Below are 23,150 nucleotides of genomic sequence, written 5' to 3' on the forward strand. Positions count from 1 at the left end.
CGATCACTTCTGTGGCTGCTGCTGGTATTGCTGCAGCATCGATTGCGGCGGCGTGGCCGCATTGGCTGGCGCGCCTGGCGGCGGCGTCGGCGCCGGCGGCACGGGACGCGTCACCATATTGCCGCCCACCGGCTGGCCATCCTGCAGGGCCGGCAGCACCGGCGTGCCCAGATCCTTCAGCATCAGGTTGCCCGTGGCCGGCACGGCAGCCGTCTCGGCCGAGCGCATGTAGTCGTAACGGTCGGCCGCCAGGCTGCCGCTCTGCTCCTTGTTGCGCACGATGACGGGACGCAGGAAGATCATCAGATTGGTTTTCTTGCGCTCGCGCGTCTGGTACTTGAACAGGTTGCCGATCAGGGGAATGTCGCCCAGGCCGCGCACTTTTTCCGCGTTGTCGCCCGTGCTGTCCTCGATCAGGCCGCCGAGCACGATGATCTGGCCATCGTCGGCCAGCACATTGTTTTCAATCACGCGGTTGTTGATGGTGATGCCGCTGACGGCCGACGCCGTGGATTTGTCCACGCTCGACGTCTCGTGATAGATGCCCAGCTTGATGGTGCCGCCTTCGGAAATCTGCGGACGCACCTTCAGGGTCAGGCCCACTTCCTTGCGGTCGATGGTCTGGAACGGGTTCGTATTGGTGCCGGCCGTGCTCGTGTACTGGCCCGTCAGGATAGGCACGTTCTGGCCTACCTTGATGGTCGCCAGTTCATTGTCCAGGGTGATCAGGTTCGGCGTCGACAGGATGTTCGCGTTGCCGTCCGATTCCAGCGCATGGGCCACGGCGCCCAGGCCCAGCGCGCCGTTGATCTGCTTGAAGATGCCGACCGTCAGGCCGCCCGTCGGCAAGACCTTGCCGCCCCCCGTGGCGATGGCGCCGATGTTGTTGTTGGTGCCCCCTGCGAACGACTGCAGCGCGCCCACGCGGTAGTTGCTGGTGCTGTCGCCGGAAAGCCCCAGCCACTGCACGCCGAATTCGGACGCCTTGGACGACGTCACTTCAACGATCAGCGCCTCGATGTAGACCTGGGCGCGGCGCACATCGAGCTGGTCGATCACGGCGCGCAGGTTGCGGTAGACGGCTTCGTTGCAAGTCAGGATCAGGGTATTGGTGGAAGCGTCGGCCTGGATGAAACCGGCCGCGCCGCCCGACGACAGCTGCTGCGGCCCGTTGTTCAGCGATGCGCCGCCCGTGGTCCCGTTTTGCGTATTGCCGCCCAGGCCAGTGCTGTTCATGCCGCTGTTGTTCTGGCTGATCTGGTTGTTCGTGGCGAGGTTGCCGCTGCCCTGCTGCGCCGACGCGGCCGTACCGTCCGACGTCACCACCGAACGCAGGGTCTGCGCCAGTTTGGTGGCGTCCGCATTTTTCAGGTACACCACGTGCACGTTGCCCAGCTGCGTGGTGGGCTGGTCCAGCTTCGAGATCAGCGACTTGGCCAGGTTGGCGCGCGCCGCCGACGGCGCGCGCAGCACCAGCGAATTGGTGCGCGGGTCGGCCAGCACGGAGACTTTGCCCGTGTCGGCCCCTGCGGCGCCGCCCGCATTCCCGCCTTCCATCAGCTTGTTGACCATCGAGGCCAGGTCGGAAGCGATGGCGTAGCGCACGGGAATCACGTCCAGGTCCGTCGACGCGGGCACGTCAAGCGCGGCGATGATCTTCGCCAGGCGCTTGAGGTTATCCGCGTAATCGGTGATCACCAGCGAGTTGTTGCCCGGGTTGGCGTTGATCGTGTTATTCGGCGAAATCAGGGGGCGCAGCACGGCCAGCAAGTTGGCCGACGATTCGTAGTTCAGGTAAAACACCTGGGTGGCGATCTGGTCGCCCTTCACCTGGCTGCTGCCATTGCCCACCTGGGTGGGCACGGATTGCAGCTTGGCGTCCGCTTCGGGCACCACTTTCGCATAGCCGTCGCCGGAAACCACCGCATAGCCCTGCAGGCGCAGCGCGGAAGCGAGCAGCCCGAAGGCCTGCGTCTTGCTGATCGATTTTTCCGACACCAGGGTGATCGTGCCCTTGACGCGCGGGTCGATGACGAAATTGATGTTGGTGTAATGGCCCACCGCCTTGATCACCGATTCGATGTCGGCGCCGACGAAATTGAGCGCCGCTTCGTCGCCGGGCGCGGCCCAGACGGGCGCCGGCATGCCGGCCACGGAACAGCACAGCAAGGCGGCGGCCGACAGGCGGCGCAGCGAGAAGGAGGAGGTAATTGGGCTCACGGATGGTTTTTTCATTGTCTGAACTCTAAGGCGATGATGTTTTTTTCGCTATTGCTACGGCGCTGTCCCAGCAAATTCAACAAACTCGCCAAGGTCTCTTCATATCCTGCTGCGGCCTGGGCCTGGCCGGAAAACTGCATGCGCCCCTGTTGCAGGCTGCCGCTGCCGTCGAGCAGCAGCGGTCCCTTGATGGAGCGCAGGGTCAACGTCGCCTGCTGCCCCTGCCAATCGAAATCGAGCTCGTAGCTGCCCAGCGGACGCAAGGACGACAGGCGCGACGCCATGTCCGTCATCTGCAAGGTGGTGCGGCCGACGGCGGAAAACTGCTGCTGCGCCAAAGCCAGCTCCAGGGTGCTCCACGACAGCCGCATGCTGCCCGTCGGCGCCACGGTATTCAAGGGCGCCCCGAGCCCGCCAAGGCCATCGGCCGGCAGCAGCAGGGCCGCCGGACTGACTTGCCAGTGCGACCACGAGCCGCGCAGGTTCACCGGCTGCGACAGCGCCTGCGGATTCTGCAGTTCCACGTCCGCCGATCCCCACAGCACCGAAGGCGAAATGCGCCAGCTGAAACGTCCCGGCAGCAGCGGCGTCACGGCGCCATTCGCGCTGGCCGCCCCGCCGATAAAGGCCGAGCCGCGCCACAGGGTACCTTGCGCGTCGCCCAAGGTCAAACGTCCGCCCGTCTGCTTTTCCACGATACTGGCCACCCAGCCGGCCGGGAAAAACACCAGCAGGGTGATGCAGATGCTGACGATGATGGCCAGCAGCCAGCCAAGCAGGCGCATCATCGTACAGCGCCCGGGCTCTGGTGCAGGGTCAGGCTGGCATCGACCAGTCCCGCCGCCTTAGCCTGCCCCGTCTGCGCCGTGATCTTCGCTTCCTGCACGGCGATGCGGCCTTCGCGGCGCAAGCCGTCGAGCCACAGCATGACGCTGGCGAACGGCACGCCATTTAACTGCACGCGCGCATATTCTCCCGTCATCGACAGCGATTGCGGCGCCAGACCGCGCGCTTTCAGCGAGGCGTCGATGCTCTCACGGCTCATGGGGGCAACCTGCACGGGCGCCTGGCGCGCCAGCTCGCCCGCTTCGCGCGCCAAGGCCTGTAGCTGGGCCGCGTTCTGGCGCAGCTCGGGCAAGCTCTTTTGCAAGGCGATACGGCCCGTCCAGGCCGGCTCGAAAAACACGGCATAGACGAGGGCCAGCCCCGCCACGACGCCGCCGATAGTCAACAGTTTACGCTCCTGCGGCGTGCGCTCGGCCCAGAAAGCCTGCACGGCCTGCTGCCGCCCCATCCACGCGGCACGCGCCTTGTTTACTGCTGCACTCATGCTTTTGCTCCCGTGGCCGGCGTGATCTTCCACACGCCCGGCGCCGTTTCATTCAAGGCCAGCTTGCGCGCGGCCAGGCCGTCGCGCACCTGCGCCTGGGCGCTGGCGTCGACCATGTCCGGCTTCAGCTTGACGATCAGGCTGCGCTCGCGGTATTCCAGCGAGGCCACCACGCCGCGCCCGGCCAGGCCGCCCAGCGCCTCGCCCAGCGCCGCGCTCATGCTCGTGAAATCATCCATGCTGGCCTGTCCGCTTTGCAGGCGGGCAGCAGTGATATTGCGCCGCATCTGCTCCGCTTCCAGCCCATACACGGGCGCCTCGTTCGGATACGCGGCCTTGAAGGTTTGCTGCATCGAAGTGCGCACGGTGGCGGCTTCGCGCTTCAAGCGCATCCATTCGATATTCATGCCTGCCAGATTGACGATCACCGCCAGCAGCGCCAGGCGCAGCGGCCAGCGCCAACGGCGCCATTCGGTGGCCGATCCCGTCGCCGTGCCCAGGGCGCCGGCCAGGTCCAGCCCAGCATTTTTGGCGCCGGCGATCCAGTGCGCCCAGTGATCAAGCTCCACCGTCACGCCATCCATGCCGGCCGCGAGCTGCTGATACTGCGCCAGTTCGGTCTGCGCCACGTAGACCGTCAGCGGCACGTCGCCGGCAAACGCGCGCGTCGTCAGCAGCGCCTGCTGCGGCTGGGCTGGCAATACGAGGCCCAAACCCTCTTGCGGCGCCTGGCGCAAGGCCAGTTCCAGGCTGTCGCCGCTGGCCTGCAGGGCGGCCGTCACGCTGCCCGGTTGCAAGGGCAGGCACAGCTGTGACGGCAACAAGGTCACCTTGCGCGCGCCCTGCGCCAGCAAGGCTTTTACGAGTACCTCGGCCCAGGCGCGCTGCGCCACGGCCACCGTGCGCACGCCGTTCGCATCGGGCGCGCCGGCGGCCAGCAGGCAATCCTGGGCGTCGCCCAAAATGTGTTCTTCCACCAGGCCCGGCAAGGCCGCGCGCAAGCGGGCGCCAGCGAGCGGCGGCGTTTTCAGGCGCAGCAGGGTCACGTCGGCCGCCGCCAGCAGCAGCACGACGCGCTGCGCGCCGGCAATCAGCTGGCCCAGGCTGCCCAGCGGCGCGCTGCCCTGCTGCAGCAGGGCGCCGCCGTCGCCGGCCAGCACGAAGGAGCAGGCAGGCGCGCTGTCGGTGGACGCCTTGGCCGGGTGACGGATATACAATATTGTCAAAGTGACTCGCTTTCAGCTGTTAATTTTCCCGCAACCAGACCAGGCTGGTGGTGCGCTGCGGATCCGTTTTTCGATTGACGAGCGCCACGGCATCAAGGGCGGCACGGTCCAGCCGCACACGGATCACGGTGAGGAAGTAGCGGCTCTTCACATCAAGCTCGATACCTTCGACCACTTGCTTAGCATCAATATTATTCTTGAAGTTTGCCAAATCAACAAACTTTTTACGCGGATTGCTCAAAGTCAGGGCGCTGGCCTCGGACAGCGACATCATGGTCACGGCCGACAACACCTCGGCCGGCGCCGTATTCACGTTCACGGGTGTGATTTCCGGCAGCACGATGACGAAGTCGCGCAGTTTCTCGATCATCTGCGGCGTATAGCCGGGCACGGCCAGCAAATCCTCGACCTGCGTGAACGCCACCGGCTCGCTGCTTCCGCCCGTGGCGGGCTTGGCAACGGGCGTCTTGCCATCGGCGCCGCTGTCGGCAGTGCGTGGCTTCGGCCGCGCGCGCAGCACGGCGTCGGCCGTCGCCTGCGCCAGGGAACTATCAAGCTGCAAGTTGGACAGCAGCCGCTGGTACGCCTGCACGTGGGGCTGGCTGACGATGCCCGTGGCAGTGGCCAGGTTGGTGATGTTAAACCGCGCCTGCGCATCGAGCGCGCGGCCCGAGACGGTGGCGTCGAATTTTTCCGTGTCGACCTTTTCGCGGTCCACATAATCGTCAAGCCGCGCTTCCTCGATGGGCGTGGCCCAGACACCATCGGCCGCCGTCAGCATGGGATTGTCCTGGCGCAACCAGAAGCGGGCAAAGTCGACCATGCCGCGCATGGCCCACTGCGTCTGCAGGCGCAAACGCTGGTTTTCCATCGAACGCACTTGCACCTGCTGCTGCCAGAACAGGCTGGCGACGACGGTAATCGCCAGCGCCGTCAGCAGCAAGGCCGTGATGACGGCGACGCCGCGCTGACGCGAGGGACGTGTAAAAGTCTTCATCCCGGCCCCAATAAAAAGACCTTGGACAGGCCCGCATCCTGGCCCGGCATCTGCAAGGTCACTTCCAGGCCCGGCACTTGCGTGGAGATGGTGGCGCCCGCCGTCAGCACGTTCCAGGCGCCATTGCTCCAGCCGCGCATGACCATGCTGTCGACGCCCTGCATCAGGGCCACGTCGGCGTTCGAGCTATCGGTATCGTCGCGCGCCGCCTGCCACAGGGTGTCGAGCACGGCCAGGTCGCGCGTGCCGTTCGACTCGCGCCGCGTCAGCACGCCGCCGCGCAGGCGGTAAGTGACCACTTGCAACTGCTGCGGCTCCTGTTCCGACGCGGCCAGGCGCACCAGGGTCAGGCGGTCGTTTTCTGCCGTCAAATTGGTGCGGCCATTGAGCAGGCTGGTATTCTGGCCGGCGCCGGCCAGGTGATCGCAATCGCTCTGCATCTGGGCAAACGCCAGCTGCATGCCGCGCGCCTGCTCGAGCTGGCTGGTCAGCACTTCGCGCGAACGCATGATGCTGTCCAGGCCGCGCCAGCCCAGCACGGCGACCATGGCCAGGATGCCGATCGCCACGAGCAGCTCGATCAGGGTGAAACCGCCGGCAGGGACAGTGCGGCGCGCCATCAGTCGTTAAAGGAAAGTAATACCAGACGCACGATGCGCCGGGCTGGATATTGCACGTCGTACACGTTGACGCGCACTTGCCGGATACGGGGATTCGGCGTGGCCACCACTTCCTCTTCACAGATCAGTTTCAGGTCGCCCTGCGGGCAGTCGACCGTGCGCTTGCCCGTCTGCGGGAAGGTTTTTGCAAGGCGCAGGCGCACCAGGTGGTTTTCCGCCGACCAGGTGGCCATCATGGCGCTGCGCAAGCCGTCGCTATTCTGCGTCAGGCTGCCGACGGCGCGCAAGGAGGCGCCCAGGGCCGTACCGACGATGACGAGGGCCACCAAGACTTCCAGCAGAGTGAAACCGCGCTGGCGGCGGTGAAATGAGCGCCGCATCATTGCTCGACCGTGAAGTGGCCGATGCCATCGGCGCGGATGGCCACGCTGCGCTCGCCGCTGGCCAGGGTCAGCACGAAAGGCTTGTCGACCGGTTCGCGGCCGAAGATGATGCGCAGCGGCTGGGCCACGCTGTTCGATGGCTGCACGCTGAGCAGCATGGGCGTGTTGGCAAACGCCCGCTCGCGCAGCAAATCGTCCTGTGTCACGGGTTGCCACAGCTTTTCATTGAGGACCAGGAAACGGTATTGATTTTCGTCCGCCTCGAACGCCACCTGCCGGCTGCGCACGATGGCTTCATCGCGCGCCAGCTGCAGCAGCAGGGCGATGCGCTCGGCTTCCTTCTGCAGCGCTTGCTGGCCATTCGGCATGGCGTTCAGCGACACCAAGCCCAGGGTGACGCCGATGATGACCATCACCACCAGCAATTCGATCAGCGTGAAGCCGCTGACGCGTGGCCGGGGCAGTGCGCGACCGGTGGTCATGGCAGGCATGCAATGGAAAACTTACAGTTCCCAGGAACCGATATCGGCGTCGTCGCCGCTACCGCCAGGCTGGCCGTCGGCGCCCAGCGAGATGATATCGACTTCACCCTTCACGCCTGGCGACAGGAACTGGTAGGGGTTGCCCCATGGATCCTTCGGCATCTTTTCCAGGTAGCCGCCCGCTTTCCAGCCATTCGCGGCCGGTCCCGTGGTCGGTTTTTCGATCAGCGCCTGCAAGCCCTGCTCGGTGGTCGGGTAGCGCTGGTTATCCAGGCGATACAGTTTCAACGCTTGCATCACGGTGGCGATGTCGACTTTCGCCGCCGCCACTTTCGACTCGCCCGTGCGGGCAATCAGCTTGGGCACCACCAGTGACGCGAGGATGCCCATGATCACCACCACGACCATGATTTCGATCAAAGTGAAGCCGCGCGCGCGGCGCTGGCGTGTCGGATGGTTTGCTGCGTTTTGCATAAGAAAGAGAGAAGAAGGTGAGTAATGAGAGCAGAGTATAAAGCGGAAATATGACAAAGCCTGTCATATAGGGAAAAATTTCTGCGGGGGCTGTCAGGCCGGCAAGACCACTTTGCCGCAAACGGCGCAGCCGGGGTCGCGCGCGACGCGCATGCTGCTCCATTCCATGTGTAAACCGTCGAGCAGCAGCAGCCGTCCAGCCAGCGATTCGCCCGTGCCCATGATCAGTTTTAGCGCCTCGGCCGCCTGCATGGCGCCCACCACGCCTACCAAAGGCGCGAACACACCCATGGTCGAGCACGCCTCGTCCGTGAACTGCTGCTCCTGCGGAAACAGGCAGGAATAGCAGGGCTGGGTGCCCGTGCGCGGGTCGAACACGCTCACTTGCCCGTCGAAACGGATCACGGCGCCCGACACCAGCGGCACCTTGTGCGCCACGCAGGCGCGGTTGACGGCGTGGCGCGTGGCGAAGTTGTCGGTGCAGTCGAGCACCACCGTGGAGGACAAGACCAGTTCGGCCAGGCGCGCGCCGTCGAGGCGCTCCTGCAAGGCGATGATGTCGATCTCGGGATTGATGCCGGTCAAGGTTTCGCGCGCCGACAGCACTTTCGGCTGGCCCACGCGGGCCGTCGTGTGGGCGATCTGGCGCTGCAGATTGGTCAGATCCACCGTGTCGTCATCAACGAGGGTCAGCCTGCCGACACCGCTGGCGGCCAGGTACATGGCCGCCGGCGAGCCGAGCCCGCCCGCGCCGATCACCAGCACATGCGCATCGAGCAAGGCTTGCTGGCCTTCGATGCCGATCTCGTCTAACAGGATGTGGCGCGAGTAGCGCAGCAATTGGGCGTCGTTCATGGTTTTTTACGTCTACTGCAAACCCGGATCAAACCCTGGGGTCGGACCCTCAGGTCCGGCCCCGGCACTTGCATTGGGTTAAGCATCAAGGCTTTCGCACAGGAATCTTCTTGTCATCGGCCTTGATGTCGGAAGCGATTTCCGGCTTGGCACCGATTTTTTCAACCTTGGCGTCTGCCTTGGCCAGTTGTACCGGCAAGCCCTGGAAGTGGTTCAAGGCTTGCTGCAGCTGGAAATCGTCCTTGGCGCCGTACTCGAGCGGCTTGCGCTTTTTCGCCGTGGCGATCAGGCGCTGCTCTTCTTCCAGCTGATCCTGCATGCCTTCCATCGTCGGCTTGGCCGCTTCCGGCTTGCCGTCGTTGCTGCTCAAGTGTTTTTCCAGGTCCGCCTCGCGCACGCGCAGGCTGTTCCAGCCATCGCCCTCGGCCGTTTCATCGACCAGCAAATCGGGCACGATGCCGCGCGCCTGGATGGCCCGGCCTTTCGGCGTGTAATAGCGGGCCGTCGTCAGCTTGACGGCCGTGTCGGCCGTGATCTGGCGCAAGGTTTGCACGGAACCCTTGCCGAACGTCTGCGTGCCGATGACGGTGGCGCGCTGGTAGTCCTGCAAGGCGCCGGCGACGATTTCCGAGGCGGAAGCGGAACCGGCATTGACCAGCACCACCAGCGGCACGGTTTTCAGCGCGGCCGGCAGCTTGGCAAGCGGGTCGGCCTTGGCGCCCGGCGGCGCATAGAATTCGCGGCGGCCATAAAACACCTGTTTCGACTCGGGCAACTGGCCCTTGGTCGAGACGATCACGGAGTTACCCGGAAGGAATGCTGTCGCCACGCCGATGGCGCCCGGCACGACGCCACCAGGATCGTTGCGCAAGTCCAGCACCAGGCCCTTGAGTTTGGGGTCTTGCGCATACAGCGCGTTGATCTTTTTGACCATGTCATCGACGGTCGGTTCCTGGAACTGGGCGATGCGCAGCCAGGCATAACCGGGCGCGACCATCTTGGCCTTCACGCTTTGCACGCGGATTTCCTCGCGCACGATGGGAAAGACCAGCGGCTTGCTTTCACCCTTGCGCGACATCGTCAGCACCAGCTTGCTGCCCGGCTGGCCGCGCATCTTCTTGATGACTTCTTCCAGCTGCAAGCCTTTCAGCGGGATGTTGTCGAGACGGGTGATCAGGTCGCCCGCCTGGATGCCAGCCTTGGCGGCGGGGCTGTCCTCGATGGGCGAGACGACTTTCACGTAGCCGTCTTCCATGCTCACTTCGATGCCGATGCCGACGAACTTGCCCTGCACGCTTTCGCGCATTTCCTTGAAGGCATTTTTATCGAGGTAGACGGAGTGCGGATCCAGCGACGAGACCATGCCGGAAATGGCCTCCGTCAAAAGTTTCTTGTCTTCCACCTTCTCGACGTAATCAGACTTGATCAGGCCAAAGACGTCGGACAGCTGGCGCAGCTCGTCGAGCGGCAGCGGGGCATTCGTGATTTTTTGCGCCACGGCCGGGAACTGCAGCGACATGCCGATGCCGGCCAGGACGCCCAGACCGATCAGGCCGATACTTTTGACTTTGATACCCATGTATTCTTCGCAATCTACAAATTCGCTGCCGCAGCAATGGTGGGAACTTAAAACTTCACCCAGGTGGCTGGATCGAAGGCGCGGCCCTGATGACGCAATTCAAAGTATAGCCCTGATTCCTCGTTGCCGCCGCTGTTGCCCGCGCTGGCAATGGCGTCGCCGCCCTTGACGGCGTCGCCCACCCGTTTCAGCAAGGATTGGTTATTGCCATAAATACTCATGTACTGGCCGCCATGGTCGACGATGATCAAATTGCCGAAACCGCGCAGCCAGTCGGAAAACACGACGCGGCCGCCGGCGATGGCGTGTACCTCGCTGCCTTCGCCCGTGCGGATGAACACGCCCTTCCAGCTGGGGCCGTCACCACGCTTGCTGCCGAAGCGGGCGGCGATCTTGCCGGCCACGGGCGCGCGCAGCTGCCCTTTCAGGCTGGCAAAGGCGCCGGCTGGCGCGGCCGGTCCCAGGCTTGGGCGTTCCGGCTCCGGTTCCGGCTTGGGTTCCGGCTTCGGTGTCACCTTGGCCACTTGGGGCGGTTCGTCGTCGTCGATCGGTTCCAGTTTCACGGGCGGCGGTGGCGGCGTTTGCGGCTTGATCTTGCCCGATTTGTTCTGCTGCTCTTTGGCAATGCGCTCACGTTCCGCCTGCGCCTTGGCGCGCGCGGCCAGCAGGCGTTCGCGTTTTTCCGCCGCGATCTTGGCGTCGGCGGCCGCTTTGGCGGCGGCGCGTTGCTCGGCCAGCAATTGCTGGCGTTTCTTTTCAGCCGCGGCGGCGGCGGCCTGCTCTTCGATCAGCTTTGCCAGCTTGTCGACCAGATTGCCCATACGCTGTTCATCGCGCTCGACATTGCCCACTTCCTTGCGCTGCGCCACCAGGCGCTGCGACAGGGTCGTCAGCAAGGCGGCGCGGCGCGCCTTCTCTTGCACCAGCAAGGCCTTCTGGTCGCGCTCTTCCTGCGCGATTTCTTCCAGCTCGTCCTTGGCGTTCTGCACGTCCGCCTGGTTTTTCTCCACGGCCAGCAAATTGGCGCGCAAGGCTTCCAGCAGGCGTGCCTGCGCCTGCGATACATACGCCATCAGTTGCAAATCGCGGTTGATGCGGTTCGGGTTATCGCCCGACAAGAGCAGCTTGATGCGGTCTTCGTTGCCGGCGACATATTGTTCACGCAGCAACTTTGACAGCTGCGTCTTTTGTTTCTCGACGGTCGCCGTCAATTGCTGGTGCTCTTGCCCCAGCGCATTGAGTTTCACGCCCGTCTCGCTTTGCTCCTGCGCCAGGTCGCGCAAGGCGCGGTTGGCATTGGAAATGGCTTCCTCCGACTCGGCCAGGGTATCGGCCGCGTCATCCTTGGCGCTTTCCGTACGACTGATGTCGCGCTTGAGCGCCGTCAGCTTTTGTTGCAATCCAGCACGTTGTGCTTCCGCGGCCGCCTTCTGCTTGCTGCGTTCGGTGGGCTTGGCGCCCTGCGCGGCGCCGCAGGAAAGCAGCAGCGCCAGGCACAGCATGGCACCGGCGCGCCACGCCGGCAGGGGTCGTTCAGCAGAGGGGGCGATGGCTGTGCCGCGGAAGAAAGACGACAAGTTACTTGGCCTTCCCTTGGTTCGCCACGGCTGCTTGCGCTGCCGCGATCGCTGCCGGGTCGCCCAGGTAGTAGTGACGGATCGGTTTCAGGTCGGCGTCCAGTTCATACACGAGCGGTTGGCCATTCGGGATGTTCAGGCCGACGATGTCGCTGTCGCTGATGCCGTCGAGCATCTTGATCAGCGCGCGCAGGCTGTTGCCGTGGGCCGAAATGATGATTTTCTTGCCAGCGCGGATGGCCGGGGCGATTTCTTCATCCCAGGCCGGCATCACGCGCGCCACGGTGTCTTTCAGGCATTCGGTCAGCGGAATCGACGCTTTCGGCAAGCCGGCATAGCGGGGATCGTTGAACGAGGCGCGGTCGTCGTCTTCCGCCAGCGGCGGCGGCGGCGTGTCGTAGCTGCGGCGCCATACCAATACTTGCTCGTCGCCATACTTGGCGGCCGTCTCGCCCTTGTCCAGGCCTTGCAGGGCGCCGTAGTGGCGCTCGTTCAAGCGCCAGTCGTTCTTGATAGGCAAATACATCATGTCCATCTCGTCGAGCGCCAGCCACAGGGTGCGGATGGCGCGCTTCAGGACGGAAGTGTAGGCCACGTCGAACGTAAAACCTTCCTGCTTGAGGATCTGGCCGGCGGCCTTGGCTTCGTTGACGCCCTTTTCCGTCAGATCGACGTCGGTCCAGCCGGTGAAGCGGTTATCGAGATTCCAGGTGGACTCGCCGTGACGCATGAAAACGATTTTGTACATAGTTCTATCTTCTCAAGGGGTTCAAATCAAAAAAGCAAAACGTAAAAAGACCTCGTCCAGCTTCTATTTTATAATGCGCGGATTGACTTAAACCATTGGACCCTACGTGAAATTCATTATCGACCACATTTTTCTGTTTGCCATCGTCATTATTTCCGGCGGCGCCCTCCTCTGGCCACTGCTGTCGATGCGCGGCAAGCGCGCGACCGTGCTGGAAGTCACGCAACTGATCAACCGCGGCAAGACCATCATCGTCGACGTGCGTAGCGCCGAAGAATTCGCCACAGGCCACTTGCCTGACGCGAAAAATATTCCGCTGCCGGAACTGGCAAAACGCATGGGCGAGCTGGAAAAATTCAAAACGCGCCCCATTGTAGTGGTTTGCCAGAAAGGTTCGCGTTCGGCAACCGCCGTCGGCCTGCTGGGCAAAGCCGGTTTCGCTGAGGCAACGAGCCTGGAAGGCGGCCTCGACGAATGGAAAAAGCAAGGTTTGCCATTGAAAACCTTGTCGCTGGCGAAATAAGCCAGCCTTAACTGAAGGAATGATCATGACCGTACCCGTTATTGTTTATAGCACCGCCGTGTGCCCGTATTGCGTGCGCGCCGAGCGCCTGCTGGAATCGAAGGGCGTCGCCGTGCAAAAGATCCGCGTCGACCTCGACCCGGAAGAGCGCATCAAGATGATGGAACGCACGGGCCGCCGCACGGTGCCGCAAATCTATGTGGGCGACACCCACGTGGGCGGATTCGACGATTTGTATGCGCTCGATCAAGCTGGCAAGCTCGACCCCTTGTTAAACGGCACGGCAGCCTGATATAAAGCGGGTTCGAGAAATTGCTTGGTTTTTTGTCGTATTGTTTTGATACAATTGCCCTCGCACCTGATCTGGCCGTGCCTATCCGGCACGGTTTGAATACCGCAAGTACCATATTTGAACGGTGTGCCGTTCTTGTCCCTTACAACGAAAGCGTTCCATGTCTGACGAAAATCTGCAACCAGTCTTCCAAATCCAACGCGTCTACCTGAAAGACATGTCGCTGGAACAACCAAATTCCCCAGCTATTTTCCTGGAACAAGAAGCACCAGCGATCGAAGTGGCTCTGGACGTGGGCGCTACGCCTCTGGCCGACGGCATCTTCGAAGCCACCGTCACCATCACCGTGACCGCCAAAGTCGGCGAAAAAGTCGCTTTCCTGGTTGAAGGCAAGCAAGCCGGTATTTTCGAAGCACGCAACATTCCTGCCGATCAACTCGATCCGCTGCTGGGAATCGGCTGCCCGAACATCATCTACCCTTACCTGCGCGCCAACATCGCCGACGTGATCACCCGTGCCGGCTTCCCGCCAGTGCACCTGGCCGAGATCAACTTCGAAGTGTTCTACCAACAACGTCTGCAAGCTATTGCTGACGCCGCTGCCGCAGCACCAGCAGCCAGCGAAACGCACTAAGCTTTTGCAAGACCCCGCTGGCCGTCAAGGCTGGCCTGACACGGCGGCCTGGCCGCCGTGTTTCGTTAAGGTTCAAAATATCATGTTGAAAAGTGCGCTCTTGAGCAAGTTCCGCTGGATGGCCGGCGCCGTGTTGCTGCTGGCGACCGCCGCCAGCCACGCCGTCGATTTCAAAACGGTGGGCGCCGCCCCCGTGATCCTGTATGACGCGCCATCCTCCAAGGGCGGCAAGCTGTACGTGGCGCCACGCGGCATGCCGCTGGAAGTCGTGCTCAGCTACGGCGAATGGGTCAAGGTACGCGACGCCAGCGGCGAAATGGCCTGGACGGAAGCCAAGGGCCTGTCGGCCAAGCGCAACGTCGTGGCGCGCGCCGCGAACCTCAAGGTTCGCGCCAGCCCCGACGACACCGCCTCCGCCATCCTCCTCGTCGACAAGGGCGTGCTGCTGGAAATGAGCGAGCAAGCGAGTTCCGGCTGGGTCAAGGTGCGCCACAAGGATGGCCAGAGCGGCTACGTCAAGACCAGCGAAGTGTGGGGCCTGTAAGCACCGCGTCCGTTCCCCCTGCCCCGTTGAGGTTGCATGCAAGTTTCCCCTGAAGTCACTCCCGATAGCATTCCCGCCGCCCGCAAGATCACCATCCTGGGCGCCGGCGCCTGGGGCACGGCCGTGGCCATGGCCCTGGCCGGCCGCCACGACGTACTGCTGTGGGGCCGCAATGGCGAGGCCATGGCCGCCATGGCCGCCAGCGGCGAAAACAGTTATTTGCCGGGCTTCGCATTGCCGCCGCAACTGCGCATCAGTGCCGATTTCGACGCCGCCGTCGCGCATGCCGCTGGCGAACAGGGCCTCCTGATTGCCGCCTGCCCCGTGGCGGGCTTGCGGCCCATGCTGCATCAGCTGAAAGACAAGGCCATTGGCAACCTGGTGTGGCTGTGCAAAGGGTTTGAAGGCGGCACGGGCTTGCTGCCGCACCAGATCGTGCAGGAAGTGCTGGGCGACAAGATCCCCGGCGGCGCCCTGTCCGGCCCTTCGTTCGCGCAGGAAGTGGCGCGCGGCTTGCCGTGCGCGCTGACCATCGCCTCGCACTGCCCCGCCTTGCGCGCCGGCGTCGTCTCGGCCTTGCATGGCGGCACCATCCGCGTGTATGCGAGCGACGACCTGGTGGGCGTGGAAGTGGGCGGCGCCGTCAAGAATGTGCTGGCCATTGCCACGGGCGTGGCCGATGGCCTGGGCCTGGGTTTGAATGCGCGCGCCGCGTTGATCACGCGTGGCCTGGCGGAAATCACGCGCCTGGGCACGGCCTTGGGTGGCCAGACGGAAACGTTCATGGGCTTGACGGGCATGGGCGACTTGATTTTGACCTGCACGGGCGACCTGTCGCGCAACCGCCGGGTCGGCCTGGGCCTGGCGCAAGGCAAGGCACTGGACACCATCGTGGCTGAACTCGGTCACGTGGCCGAAGGCGTACCGTGCGCCAAGGCCGTGCGCGAACTGGCGCGCCGCATGAGCGTCGACATGCCGATCACGAATGCCGTGGCCGGCGTGCTGTTCGATGGAGATTTGCCGCACGTGATGGTACAGCAACTGCTGTCGCGCGACCCGCGCGCCGAGGCGGCCTAAGGCGACCTAAGGTGTCCTGACCAGCCAGGAAAACCTAGCGCCCCGCCTTGTGCATGAGTATGGTGAGCAGCAATAAGCTGTCTTCGCGCGCTTCCAGGGCGTGCGCCTGGCCGCCGAGCAGATACAGCATCTGCCCCGGCCCCAGTACTTGCACCCCGCCATGTGCTTCCACCGCCACCTGCCCTTGCAGGCACAGCAGGGTGATTTCACCGAGCACATGATGCTCGGGCATGGTCTTGCCCTTGGGCATGCACATGCGGATCAGTTCCAGTTCATCCGTCTTGGCCAGCGCAATGGCGGAAAACTGCGACAGGTCGTCGCCGTCCCTGCGCAGCACCTCGATCACCTGTCCTGAACTTGCGTGCTCCAGTGCCATCATGTGCTCCTTCGGCAATTACTCGGTAACTTCCTCCGGCTCTTTCGCGCCGCGCATCCACTCGACCAGCGGCCACGCATCCTTCAAGCCTTCCGCCAGGGTCGGCAGCAGTTTCTCGGGCTCGTTGACGGGCAGCGGCACTTCGGTCCAGACAAAAAAGCTCTTCAGCTTGATGAATTCGATATGTTCGGCGTCCGCGTCAAACCCCTTCGGCGGGCGCTGCAGCTTGCCCTCGTTCTGGATGGTGCCGAAGCGGGCCTTCAAGCGCTTATTCTTCAGCACTTTGGAAAAACCTGGCGCGTCGTTGACCATGTGCTCGCGCAGCGCCTTCAGGCGGCCAGGCGGCGGCATGTATTCGCCGGCGCCGAACAGCAAGTTACCTTGGCCGTCGATCTGCAGGTAATACGTGGGGCCGCCCGCCTTGCTGGGACGGCGCATGTCGTTCGGCGCGATGGCGGCCGAAAAACGCGTCTTATACGGGCTTTTATCATGGGCAAAGCGCACGTCGCGGTTGATGCGGAACAAGGCCTTCTTCGGATTGCAGTATTTCACTGCCGGGTCGAACTTGCCCAGCTCGCCGATCAGGCTGGTGACCAGCGCGAGGAATTCCTCGCGCAGGATGTCGTAGCGGGGCTTGTTCATCACAAACCAGGGACGGTTGTTGTTGTCGCTCAGTTCACGTAAAAATTGGGTCAAATCACGCACATGCATGTGTCAAATTCCGATCAGCAACTATTTGGAAAGCTCTTTCGGGATGGGGCGCTTGCCCACCATCACGTCGAGTGCCGCTTCGCGATTCTTGCGCAGCACCGTCATTTTAGCTTTTTCGCCGGGCGGCAGTTGGGCGATCAGATTCAGCATTTCCGTCGTATCGCCAACGGGCTTGCCTTGCACCGTCAGCAGGATGTCGCCGGGCACGATGCCCGCCTTGTCGGCCGGGCCGTTGCGCACCACGCCGGCGATGATGGCGCCGCTGGTGCGCTGCAAGTTGAAACTTTGCGCCAGTTCGGGCGTGATGTCCTGCGTTTCCACGCCGATCCAGCCGCGCACCACGTGGCCATCCTTGATGATGGCTTCCATCACCGTCTTGGCCGTCGAGACGGGAATGGCGAAGCCGATGCCGACGGAGCCGCCGCTTTGCGAGTAAATCGCCGTATTGATGCCGATCAGATTGCCGCGCGTATCGACCAGGGCGCCGCCCGAGTTGCCGAAATTAATCGCCGCATCCGTCTGGATGAAGTTTTCAAAACTGTTGATGTGCAGGTTGTTGCGGCCCAGGGCGGAGATGATGCCCATGGTCACTGTCTGGCCCACACCGAACGGATTGCCGATGGCCAGCACCACGTCACCCACGCGCGCCAGTTCCGACTGGCCCAGCACGATGACGGGCAGCTTGTCGAGGTCGATCTTGATGACGGCCAGGTCAGTTTCCGGGTCCAGGCCCACCACCTTGGCCGGCGCCTTGCGGCCATCGGTGAGCACCACTTCGATTTCATCGGCGCCTTCGACCACGTGGTTGTTGGTCAGCACATAGCCTTCATGGCTGACGATGACGCCGGAGCCGAGGCTGTTTTTCAAATCGTCGTCATCCCCGTCGTCCGGGTCGCGGTCGCCGAAGAAACGCTTGAAGAAAGGATCGCGCGCCAGCGGATGGGCGCCGCGCTTGGGCACTTGCAGGGTGAGGATGTTGACGACGGCGGGCATGGCGCGTGCCGCCGCGTCGCGGTAGGAGCCGGGCGCCAGGCTGCTCGACGCCGTTTCCACCACGGGCACCGGTTTCGCGGGAGAGCCCAGTTGCTGTACCCGGCTGGCCGGGCGCAGCGCGCCGTACACAAAGTACAGCGCCAACGCGATCGTCACGGTTTGCGCAAACAATAACCAGAATCGTCGCATACAGTTCTCTGCCCAGGTCAGCCGGCCCGTGCCGGAACGACTTATTTTGCCAGATCGTTGCTATTCTGTCCGTTCTTCTGCAGGGAGTCGCGGATTTCACGCAGCAGGACGATGTCTTCCGGTGTGGCCGGTGCTGGCGCCGGCGCGACCGGTTCGCTGCGGCGGGCCTTGTTCATCAGGCGCACCATCTGGAAGATGATGAAAGCGAGAATGACGAAATTGAGCAGAATGGTCAGGAAGTTACCGTAGGCCAGCACGGCGCCCGCTTTTTTCGCTTCCACCAGGGTCAAAGTGGTGGCTTGCCCATTCAGGGGCAGGTAGTAATTGGCGAAATCGAGGCCGCCGAAAATGCGGCCGATAGGCGGCATGATCACGTCTTGCACCAGCGAATCGACAATCTTGCCGAAGGCGCCACCGATAATGACACCGACCGCCAGATCGACGACGTTACCCTTCATTGCAAATTCTTTAAATTCTTGCATCATTGCCATGAATTTCTCCTTCGGATAGATATAAAAACATGCCGATCATACTATTGATTCCTGGGGACACCAACTTGTGGTTGCCGGCAGGACCAATTCCGGCACAGCCATGCGCATCTAGTTCGAAAGAACTAGCCACCTCCTGCAAAAGTATATAAATTATGGTACAAGCAACGTTTTTGTTTTATTCGTTGTTTGCTTCACTTATAATTTGCGGTTGCCAGAAGTGGCTTTTTCACTTCCGGATAATCAACAAGAAACTGGCACGGGCTGCGCCATTGGCCGAAGTTCCGCAGGGATGTTGCCACGTTACCGTACAAAGATGCGGATCGCGGCAATCAGTGGGATAGAGCTTCGGCGACGGGTTTTTCGCGGCTGCCACTCATAATAAAGATTCGCATTTTGACTGATTGGGGTTTGCATGAGTAACGAAAAGCAGGTCGATTCAGGCCGTCGCGGCTTGCTCGTCGCCACGTGCGCGGCGGGCAGTGTAGTTGGATTGGCAACCGCGGGAGCCTTGGTAAGCACCTTCCAGCCGTCGGAGCGCGCGAAAGCGGCTGGCGCGCCGGTCGAAGTAGACATCACCACCTTGCAACCCGGCGAAATGCGCACCGTCGAATGGCGCGGCAAGCCGGTCTGGATCCTGAAGCGCACGCCGGAAATGATCGCGTCCCTGAAAAAGACCGACGGCAAAGTCGCCGATGCCAATTCCCAACGCAATCCCGCCGAATTCACGCCTGAATACTGCATGAACGAGGCGCGCTCGATCAAGCCTGAAATCCTCGTCGCCGTCGGCATCTGCACCCACCTGGGCTGCTCCCCTTCCTCGAAATTTGCCCCCGGCCCGCAACCGTCGCTGCCCGATGACTGGGAAGGCGGCTTCCTGTGCCCTTGCCACGGCTCCACCTTCGACATGGCAGGCCGCGTGTTCAAGAACAAGCCGGCGCCGGACAACCTGCAAGTGCCGCGTCATATGTATCTGAGCGACACCAAATTGCTGATAGGTAAAGACGAGAAAGGCGAGGCTTGATCATGGCTGCTTTCAAAGAGACGAAATTCCCGGCAGACGCTCCCGTCGCCGAAAAAGCGCTGGGCTGGGTCGATGACCGCTTTCCCCTGACCAAGCTGTGGAACGACCAATGGGGCAAATACTACGCCCCGAAAAACTTCAATTTCTGGTACATCTTCGGCTCTCTGGCCATGCTGGTGCTGGTCTTGCAGATCGTCACCGGCATCTTCCTGACCATGCACTACAAACCGGATGCGGCCCTGGCCTTCAATTCCGTCGAGTACATCATGCGCGAAGTACCGTGGGGCTGGCTGGTGCGCTACATGCACTCGACGGGCGCCTCGGCCTTCTTCATCATCGTCTACCTGCACATGACGCGCGGCCTGCTGTACGGCTCGTACCGCAAGCCACGTGAGCTGATCTGGCTGTTCGGTTTCGCCATCTTCCTGTGCCTGATGGCCGAAGCGTTCTTCGGCTACCTGTTGCCATGGGGCCAGATGTCGTACTGGGGCGCCCAAGTGATCGTCAACCTGTTTGGCGCCATCCCGCTGATCGGCCCTGACCTGTCGCTGTGGATCCGCGGCGACTATGTTGTTTCCGACGCGACCCTGAACCGCTTCTTCGCCTTCCACGTGATCGCCATCCCGCTGGTACTGCTGGGCCTGGTTGCAGCGCACTTGATCGCCCTGCATGAAGTGGGTTCGAGCAATCCGGACGGCATCGAAGTGAAGGAAAACCTGGGCGCCGATGGCCACCCGGTCGATTCCATTCCATCGCATCCGTACTACACCGTGCATGACCTGTTCGGCGTATCGATCTTCCTCGTCATTTTCAGCGCCGTCGTCTTCTTCGCGCCGGAAATGGGCGGTTACTTCCTGGAATACAACAATTTCCTGCCAGGCGACTCGCTGAAGACCCCGCTGCACATCGCGCCAACCTGGTACTTCACGCCGTTCTACTCGGTGCTGCGCGCCACCACGGCCGACTTCATGTACGTGCTGATGGGTGTCGTGGCTGCCTACGTGGTGTTCATCTGGCTCAAGTCGCGCCTGTCGACGATCGTCAAGTCGGTCATCGCCGGCATCGCCCTCGTCGCCATCATCGGCATGCTGCCGCAGGTGCTGGACGCGAAATTCTGGGGCGTGGTGTTCTTCGGCGGTTCCGTCGTGATCCTGGCGTTCCTGCCATGGCTCGACCATTCGCCCGTGAAATCGATCCGCTACCGTCCGACCTGGCACAAATACATCTATGCCATCTTCGGCCTGTCGTTCCTGATCCTCGGCTACCTCGGGACCCAGGCGCCAACGGATACCAAGACCATCGTGTCGCAAGTGTGCACACTGATTTACTTCAGCTTCTTCCTGCTGATGCCATGGTGGAGTGCCATGGGCAAGTTCAAGACCGTGCCGTCGCGTGTGACGTTTCACCCGCACTAAGCCGCTCTCACGCCACGCTCAAAGGACATACATCATATGAAGATTGCAAAAAAACTGCTCGCCATCCTGGCCCTCGTGCCCGCCATGGCTCTCGCCAGCGAAGGCGGCTTTCCGCTGGACAAGGCGCCTGACCGCCAGACCAACATGGCAGCGCTGCAGCATGGCGCCAAATTGTTCGTCAATTATTGCTTGAATTGCCACTCTGCCGTGTCGATGCGCTACAACCGCCTGCGCGACCTGGGCTTGACGGAAGACCAGATCAAGCAGAACTTGTTGTTTACAAGTGATAAAGTGGGCGACCTGATGACGACAAGCCTGGCAGCGCAGGACGCCAAGGCCTTCTTTGGCGTCGTACCGCCGGATTTGTCGGTAATTTCGCGCGCGAAATCATCTTCCGCTGGCACAGGCGGCGACTACCTGTATACTTACCTGCGTACGTTCTATAAAGACGACACTCGTCCGACCGGCTGGAACAACATGGTCGTGCCGAATGTTGCCATGCCGCATGTATTATGGGAATTGCAAGGTGTCCAGACTGCCAAGTTCGTGGAAGAGAATGATCCGCACGAAGCTGGCAAGAAGATCCACAAATTTACCGGCTTCGAGCAGGTCAAGCCAGGTACGTTGAACAAGATCGAGTATGACAATGCGGTAGCCGACCTGGTCGGCTACATGGAGTGGATGGCCGAACCGGCACAGCAGACACGCAAGCGCCTGGGCGTGTGGGTGCTGCTGTTCCTGTCGGTCTTTGCTCTGCTGGCATGGCGCCTTAACGCGTCGTTCTGGAAGGAAGTCAAATAAGTGAGGCGCCGGCCATAGGCCGGTTTATGCCTGTTTCTGCGTTGTCCGCATGAGTGGACAAGCGACCTGGGGTGAGCCGTTCGCGGCTTCACCCCCTTTGTTTCTAAGGAACTATAAAAAATGATGGTTCTCTATTCGGGTACAACCTGCCCATTTTCGCAACGCTGCCGCCTGGTTCTGTTTGAAAAAGGCATGGACTTCGAAGTGCGCGACGTCGACCTGTTCAACAAACCGGAAGACATTTCGACCATGAACCCGTATGGCCAGGTGCCTATCCTGGTCGAACGCGAACTGATCCTGTATGAATCGAACATCATCAACGAGTACATCGATGAGCGCTTCCCGCATCCGCAACTGATGCCGGCCGATCCGCTGATGCGTGCCCGCGCGCGCCTGATGCTGTTCAATTTCGAAAAAGAACTGTTCGTGCACGTGCACGTGCTGGAAAGCGAACGCGCCAAGGGCAACGACAAGGCCCACGACAAGGCACGCGCGGAAATCCGCGACCGCCTGACGACCCTGGCGCCGCTGTTCCTGAAAAACAAGTACATGCTGGGCGACGAATTCTCGATGCTCGACGTGGCTGTCGCGCCGCTGCTGTGGCGCCTGGACCACTACGGCATCGAACTGTCGAAGACGGCTGCACCGCTGATGAAATACGCCGAACGCATCTTCTCGCGTCCTGCCTATATCGAAGCACTCACTCCTTCGGAAAAAGTGATGCGTCGTTAAAAGATATTCCCGGCAGGCGGCGCTTGCCGGGACATTTTGCGTCAGCAGCCAGTCTTTTGAATTACCGGTGCGCCTGCCTCATGTTTGACGGCGGCGCTCCCGCCTCACAGTGCCTACCATGTCTGAAATCTCAACCAAACCTTATATGCTGCGCGCCATCTACGAGTGGTGCACCGACAGCGGCTACACGCCTTATCTCGCGGTCAAAGTCGATTCGCGCACCACGGTACCGATGGAATACGTGAAAAAAGGCGAAATCGTGCTCAACATCAGCTTCGGCGCCACCAGCGGCCTGAAGATGGACAACGACGCCATCCGTTTCCACGCCCGCTTTGGCGGCGTCTCGCGCGAAATCTACGTGCCGGTCGACAACGTCATGGCCATCTACGCCAACGAAAACGGCCAGGGCATGGCCTTCGAGCCCGTACTGGGCAACGATGACCCCGACGCGCAACCGACGGACAGCCCGGCGTCCGCCGACGTCCCGCCGCCAGTGCTCGCCCCGACCGCCAGCGCCCCGACCCTGTCGTCCGTGCCGACCAGCTCCCCCGAACAACGCGACAACGCCACGCCCGGCGACGACGAGCCACCAAAAAAAGGCGGCCGTCCGACCCTGACACGCATTAAATAGCGTATAATTCGCAACGCGCAGTTTTTGCCGACTTAGCTCATTTGGTAGAGCAGTTGATTTGTAATCATCAGGTGGCCAGTTCGAAACCGGCAGTCGGCACCAGAATTTAGCAGGAAATCAAAGGGTTACAGATATCGCATCTGTAGCCCTTTGTCGTTTCCGGGGGTATTTGCCGCGATTTTTCTGCACTCGTCACAGGCCCGGCATTTCCAGGCTTCAGCGGCAGCAG

The 23,150-nt window shown here is 62.0% G+C and carries 27 protein-coding genes and 1 tRNA gene; 11 read left to right on the forward strand and 17 right to left on the reverse strand.

Annotated elements, in window-relative coordinates; translation table 11 throughout:
• Nucleotides 1-3: 3 nt before the first annotated feature.
• From gspD to gpmA, 13 genes are all read right to left on the reverse strand, one after another.
• On the reverse strand, nucleotides 4-2,235 hold the full coding sequence (gspD, locus tag GYK42_RS00950) for a type II secretion system secretin GspD (protein ID WP_166445982.1): 2,232 nt from the start codon (nucleotides 2,233-2,235) through the stop codon (nucleotides 4-6).
• Nucleotides 2,232-3,008: a type II secretion system protein N gene (locus GYK42_RS00955; protein ID WP_166445983.1), complete on the reverse strand. Its 777-nt coding sequence runs from the start codon at nucleotides 3,006-3,008 to the stop codon at nucleotides 2,232-2,234. Before GYK42_RS00955 ends, gspD begins: the two co-directional genes overlap by 4 nt.
• Entirely contained in the window at nucleotides 3,005-3,550 is a 546-nt protein-coding gene (gene gspM, locus GYK42_RS00960) for a type II secretion system protein GspM (protein ID WP_166445984.1), read from the reverse strand. The genes GYK42_RS00955 and gspM overlap by 4 nt, the downstream gene beginning before the upstream one ends.
• On the reverse strand, nucleotides 3,547-4,776 hold the full coding sequence (gene gspL / locus GYK42_RS00965; protein ID WP_240943361.1) for a type II secretion system protein GspL: 1,230 nt from the start codon (nucleotides 4,774-4,776) through the stop codon (nucleotides 3,547-3,549). Before gspL ends, gspM begins: the two co-directional genes overlap by 4 nt.
• Nucleotides 4,777-4,795: 19 nt before the next feature.
• Nucleotides 4,796-5,773 carry a type II secretion system minor pseudopilin GspK gene (gene gspK / locus GYK42_RS00970; RefSeq protein WP_166445985.1) on the reverse strand — a complete coding sequence of 326 codons (978 nt, stop codon included), beginning with the start codon at nucleotides 5,771-5,773 and terminating at the stop codon, nucleotides 4,796-4,798.
• A complete protein-coding gene (locus GYK42_RS00975; protein WP_166445986.1) occupies nucleotides 5,770-6,393 on the reverse strand; it encodes a PulJ/GspJ family protein in 624 nt (207 codons plus the stop codon). Before GYK42_RS00975 ends, gspK begins: the two co-directional genes overlap by 4 nt.
• Nucleotides 6,393-6,773 carry a type II secretion system minor pseudopilin GspI gene (gene gspI / locus GYK42_RS00980; RefSeq protein ID WP_166445987.1) on the reverse strand — a complete coding sequence of 127 codons (381 nt, stop codon included), beginning with the start codon at nucleotides 6,771-6,773 and terminating at the stop codon, nucleotides 6,393-6,395. The genes GYK42_RS00975 and gspI overlap by 1 nt, the downstream gene beginning before the upstream one ends.
• Entirely contained in the window at nucleotides 6,773-7,267 is a 495-nt protein-coding gene (locus GYK42_RS00985; RefSeq protein WP_166445988.1) for a GspH/FimT family pseudopilin, read from the reverse strand. The genes gspI and GYK42_RS00985 overlap by 1 nt, the downstream gene beginning before the upstream one ends.
• Before the next feature lie 12 nt (nucleotides 7,268-7,279).
• Nucleotides 7,280-7,732, reverse strand: coding sequence for a type II secretion system major pseudopilin GspG (gene gspG / locus GYK42_RS00990; protein WP_092713532.1), 453 nt, complete (start codon nucleotides 7,730-7,732; stop codon nucleotides 7,280-7,282).
• A 93-nt stretch (nucleotides 7,733-7,825) separates the two neighbouring features.
• Nucleotides 7,826-8,587, reverse strand: a complete 762-nt coding sequence (locus GYK42_RS00995; RefSeq protein WP_166445989.1) for a HesA/MoeB/ThiF family protein — start codon at nucleotides 8,585-8,587, stop codon at nucleotides 7,826-7,828.
• 85 nt (nucleotides 8,588-8,672) lie between these two features.
• Nucleotides 8,673-10,166 carry a S41 family peptidase gene (locus tag GYK42_RS01000; RefSeq protein WP_046681996.1) on the reverse strand — a complete coding sequence of 498 codons (1,494 nt, stop codon included), beginning with the start codon at nucleotides 10,164-10,166 and terminating at the stop codon, nucleotides 8,673-8,675.
• Nucleotides 10,167-10,213: 47 nt separating this feature from the next.
• Nucleotides 10,214-11,668 (reverse strand): murein hydrolase activator EnvC family protein, encoded by a 1,455-nt coding sequence (locus tag GYK42_RS01005; RefSeq protein ID WP_166446232.1) that lies wholly within the window; start codon nucleotides 11,666-11,668, stop codon nucleotides 10,214-10,216.
• Between the two features lie 76 nt (nucleotides 11,669-11,744).
• Entirely contained in the window at nucleotides 11,745-12,491 is a 747-nt protein-coding gene (gpmA, locus tag GYK42_RS01010) for a 2,3-diphosphoglycerate-dependent phosphoglycerate mutase (protein WP_034753030.1), read from the reverse strand.
• A 106-nt stretch (nucleotides 12,492-12,597) separates the two neighbouring features.
• Between gpmA and GYK42_RS01015 the strand changes: the two genes are divergently transcribed.
• The 5 genes from GYK42_RS01015 to GYK42_RS01035 all read left to right on the forward strand — a co-directional run bounded on the left by GYK42_RS01015 (nucleotide 12,598) and on the right by GYK42_RS01035 (nucleotide 15,561).
• Entirely contained in the window at nucleotides 12,598-13,014 is a 417-nt protein-coding gene (locus GYK42_RS01015) for a rhodanese-like domain-containing protein (protein WP_070220898.1), read from the forward strand.
• Nucleotides 13,015-13,039: 25 nt separating this feature from the next.
• Nucleotides 13,040-13,306 carry a glutaredoxin 3 gene (grxC, locus tag GYK42_RS01020; protein ID WP_034753025.1) on the forward strand — a complete coding sequence of 89 codons (267 nt, stop codon included), beginning with the start codon at nucleotides 13,040-13,042 and terminating at the stop codon, nucleotides 13,304-13,306.
• A gap of 160 nt (nucleotides 13,307-13,466) precedes the next feature.
• Complete coding sequence (gene secB, locus GYK42_RS01025) at nucleotides 13,467-13,940, forward strand: protein-export chaperone SecB (RefSeq protein ID WP_046681993.1); 474 nt, start codon at nucleotides 13,467-13,469, stop codon at nucleotides 13,938-13,940.
• An 82-nt stretch (nucleotides 13,941-14,022) separates the two neighbouring features.
• The gene (locus tag GYK42_RS01030; protein WP_051991348.1) at nucleotides 14,023-14,484 is read left to right on the forward strand and encodes an SH3 domain-containing protein; all 462 of its coding nucleotides are present in this window, start codon (nucleotides 14,023-14,025) and stop codon (nucleotides 14,482-14,484) included.
• 36 nt (nucleotides 14,485-14,520) lie between these two features.
• Entirely contained in the window at nucleotides 14,521-15,561 is a 1,041-nt protein-coding gene (locus tag GYK42_RS01035; protein WP_166445990.1) for an NAD(P)H-dependent glycerol-3-phosphate dehydrogenase, read from the forward strand.
• 34 nt (nucleotides 15,562-15,595) lie between these two features.
• On the opposite strand, the gene GYK42_RS01040 is transcribed toward GYK42_RS01035, so the two are convergent.
• The 4 genes from GYK42_RS01040 to mscL are packed head-to-tail and all read right to left on the reverse strand — an operon-like array spanning nucleotide 15,596 to nucleotide 18,321.
• Entirely contained in the window at nucleotides 15,596-15,940 is a 345-nt protein-coding gene (locus tag GYK42_RS01040) for a hypothetical protein (RefSeq protein ID WP_235432792.1), read from the reverse strand.
• Nucleotides 15,941-15,955: 15 nt separating this feature from the next.
• On the reverse strand, nucleotides 15,956-16,648 hold the full coding sequence (locus GYK42_RS01045; protein WP_166445991.1) for a DUF2461 domain-containing protein: 693 nt from the start codon (nucleotides 16,646-16,648) through the stop codon (nucleotides 15,956-15,958).
• 21 nt (nucleotides 16,649-16,669) lie between these two features.
• Nucleotides 16,670-17,830 (reverse strand): Do family serine endopeptidase, encoded by a 1,161-nt coding sequence (locus GYK42_RS01050; protein ID WP_072455825.1) that lies wholly within the window; start codon nucleotides 17,828-17,830, stop codon nucleotides 16,670-16,672.
• 41 nt (nucleotides 17,831-17,871) lie between these two features.
• The gene (gene mscL, locus GYK42_RS01055) at nucleotides 17,872-18,321 is read right to left on the reverse strand and encodes a large conductance mechanosensitive channel protein MscL (protein ID WP_046681989.1); all 450 of its coding nucleotides are present in this window, start codon (nucleotides 18,319-18,321) and stop codon (nucleotides 17,872-17,874) included.
• A 412-nt stretch (nucleotides 18,322-18,733) separates the two neighbouring features.
• Here mscL and petA point away from each other — a divergent pair, with 412 nt between their 5' ends.
• The 6 genes from petA (at nucleotide 18,734) to GYK42_RS01085 (ending at nucleotide 23,023) form a co-directional block, all read left to right on the forward strand.
• Nucleotides 18,734-19,342 (forward strand): ubiquinol-cytochrome c reductase iron-sulfur subunit, encoded by a 609-nt coding sequence (gene petA / locus GYK42_RS01060; RefSeq protein ID WP_034753009.1) that lies wholly within the window; start codon nucleotides 18,734-18,736, stop codon nucleotides 19,340-19,342.
• Nucleotides 19,343-19,344: 2 nt separating this feature from the next.
• Nucleotides 19,345-20,757, forward strand: coding sequence for a cytochrome b (locus GYK42_RS01065; RefSeq protein WP_166445992.1), 1,413 nt, complete (start codon nucleotides 19,345-19,347; stop codon nucleotides 20,755-20,757).
• A gap of 36 nt (nucleotides 20,758-20,793) precedes the next feature.
• A complete protein-coding gene (locus tag GYK42_RS01070; RefSeq protein ID WP_034753006.1) occupies nucleotides 20,794-21,558 on the forward strand; it encodes a cytochrome c1 in 765 nt (254 codons plus the stop codon).
• Nucleotides 21,559-21,678: 120 nt separating this feature from the next.
• Nucleotides 21,679-22,290 (forward strand): glutathione S-transferase N-terminal domain-containing protein, encoded by a 612-nt coding sequence (locus GYK42_RS01075; RefSeq protein WP_166445993.1) that lies wholly within the window; start codon nucleotides 21,679-21,681, stop codon nucleotides 22,288-22,290.
• A 118-nt stretch (nucleotides 22,291-22,408) separates the two neighbouring features.
• Nucleotides 22,409-22,921 (forward strand): ClpXP protease specificity-enhancing factor, encoded by a 513-nt coding sequence (locus GYK42_RS01080; protein WP_046681987.1) that lies wholly within the window; start codon nucleotides 22,409-22,411, stop codon nucleotides 22,919-22,921.
• A gap of 26 nt (nucleotides 22,922-22,947) precedes the next feature.
• A tRNA-Thr gene (locus GYK42_RS01085) sits at nucleotides 22,948-23,023 on the forward strand.
• The last annotated feature ends 127 nt before the right edge of the window (nucleotides 23,024-23,150 follow it).

This window comes from Janthinobacterium lividum, from assembly GCF_011601275.1.
Classification (GTDB): Bacteria; Pseudomonadota; Gammaproteobacteria; order Burkholderiales; family Burkholderiaceae_D; genus Janthinobacterium; species Janthinobacterium lividum_E.

Bases quoted from the DNA above. Each gene is read 5' to 3' on its own strand.
- GYK42_RS01075 (WP_166445993.1), top strand. From the start codon at position 21,679: ATGATGGTTCTCTATTCGGGTACAACCTGCCCATTTTCGCAACGCTGC.
- gspI (WP_166445987.1), bottom strand. From the start codon at position 6,773: ATGCGGCGCTCATTTCACCGCCGCCAGCGCGGTTTCACTCTGCTGGAA.
- mscL (WP_046681989.1), bottom strand. From the start codon at position 18,321: ATGGCAATGATGCAAGAATTTAAAGAATTTGCAATGAAGGGTAACGTC.
- GYK42_RS01035 (WP_166445990.1), top strand. From the start codon at position 14,521: ATGCAAGTTTCCCCTGAAGTCACTCCCGATAGCATTCCCGCCGCCCGC.
- GYK42_RS01005 (WP_166446232.1), bottom strand. From the start codon at position 11,668: ATGCTGTGCCTGGCGCTGCTGCTTTCCTGCGGCGCCGCGCAGGGCGCC.
- gspD (WP_166445982.1), bottom strand. From the start codon at position 2,235: ATGAAAAAACCATCCGTGAGCCCAATTACCTCCTCCTTCTCGCTGCGC.
- GYK42_RS01070 (WP_034753006.1), top strand. From the start codon at position 20,794: ATGAAGATTGCAAAAAAACTGCTCGCCATCCTGGCCCTCGTGCCCGCC.
- GYK42_RS00985 (WP_166445988.1), bottom strand. From the start codon at position 7,267: ATGCCTGCCATGACCACCGGTCGCGCACTGCCCCGGCCACGCGTCAGC.
- GYK42_RS00955 (WP_166445983.1), bottom strand. From the start codon at position 3,008: ATGATGCGCCTGCTTGGCTGGCTGCTGGCCATCATCGTCAGCATCTGC.
- GYK42_RS01065 (WP_166445992.1), top strand. From the start codon at position 19,345: ATGGCTGCTTTCAAAGAGACGAAATTCCCGGCAGACGCTCCCGTCGCC.
- GYK42_RS00975 (WP_166445986.1), bottom strand. From the start codon at position 6,393: ATGGCGCGCCGCACTGTCCCTGCCGGCGGTTTCACCCTGATCGAGCTG.
- GYK42_RS01030 (WP_051991348.1), top strand. From the start codon at position 14,023: ATGTTGAAAAGTGCGCTCTTGAGCAAGTTCCGCTGGATGGCCGGCGCC.
- grxC (WP_034753025.1), top strand. From the start codon at position 13,040: ATGACCGTACCCGTTATTGTTTATAGCACCGCCGTGTGCCCGTATTGC.
- petA (WP_034753009.1), top strand. From the start codon at position 18,734: ATGAGTAACGAAAAGCAGGTCGATTCAGGCCGTCGCGGCTTGCTCGTC.
- GYK42_RS01050 (WP_072455825.1), bottom strand. From the start codon at position 17,830: ATGCGACGATTCTGGTTATTGTTTGCGCAAACCGTGACGATCGCGTTG.
- GYK42_RS01045 (WP_166445991.1), bottom strand. From the start codon at position 16,648: ATGCATGTGCGTGATTTGACCCAATTTTTACGTGAACTGAGCGACAAC.
- GYK42_RS00995 (WP_166445989.1), bottom strand. From the start codon at position 8,587: ATGAACGACGCCCAATTGCTGCGCTACTCGCGCCACATCCTGTTAGAC.
- gspG (WP_092713532.1), bottom strand. From the start codon at position 7,732: ATGCAAAACGCAGCAAACCATCCGACACGCCAGCGCCGCGCGCGCGGC.
- secB (WP_046681993.1), top strand. From the start codon at position 13,467: ATGTCTGACGAAAATCTGCAACCAGTCTTCCAAATCCAACGCGTCTAC.
- GYK42_RS01080 (WP_046681987.1), top strand. From the start codon at position 22,409: ATGTCTGAAATCTCAACCAAACCTTATATGCTGCGCGCCATCTACGAG.
- GYK42_RS01040 (WP_235432792.1), bottom strand. From the start codon at position 15,940: ATGATGGCACTGGAGCACGCAAGTTCAGGACAGGTGATCGAGGTGCTG.
- gspM (WP_166445984.1), bottom strand. From the start codon at position 3,550: ATGAGTGCAGCAGTAAACAAGGCGCGTGCCGCGTGGATGGGGCGGCAG.
- gspK (WP_166445985.1), bottom strand. From the start codon at position 5,773: ATGAAGACTTTTACACGTCCCTCGCGTCAGCGCGGCGTCGCCGTCATC.
- GYK42_RS01000 (WP_046681996.1), bottom strand. From the start codon at position 10,166: ATGGGTATCAAAGTCAAAAGTATCGGCCTGATCGGTCTGGGCGTCCTG.
- gpmA (WP_034753030.1), bottom strand. From the start codon at position 12,491: ATGTACAAAATCGTTTTCATGCGTCACGGCGAGTCCACCTGGAATCTC.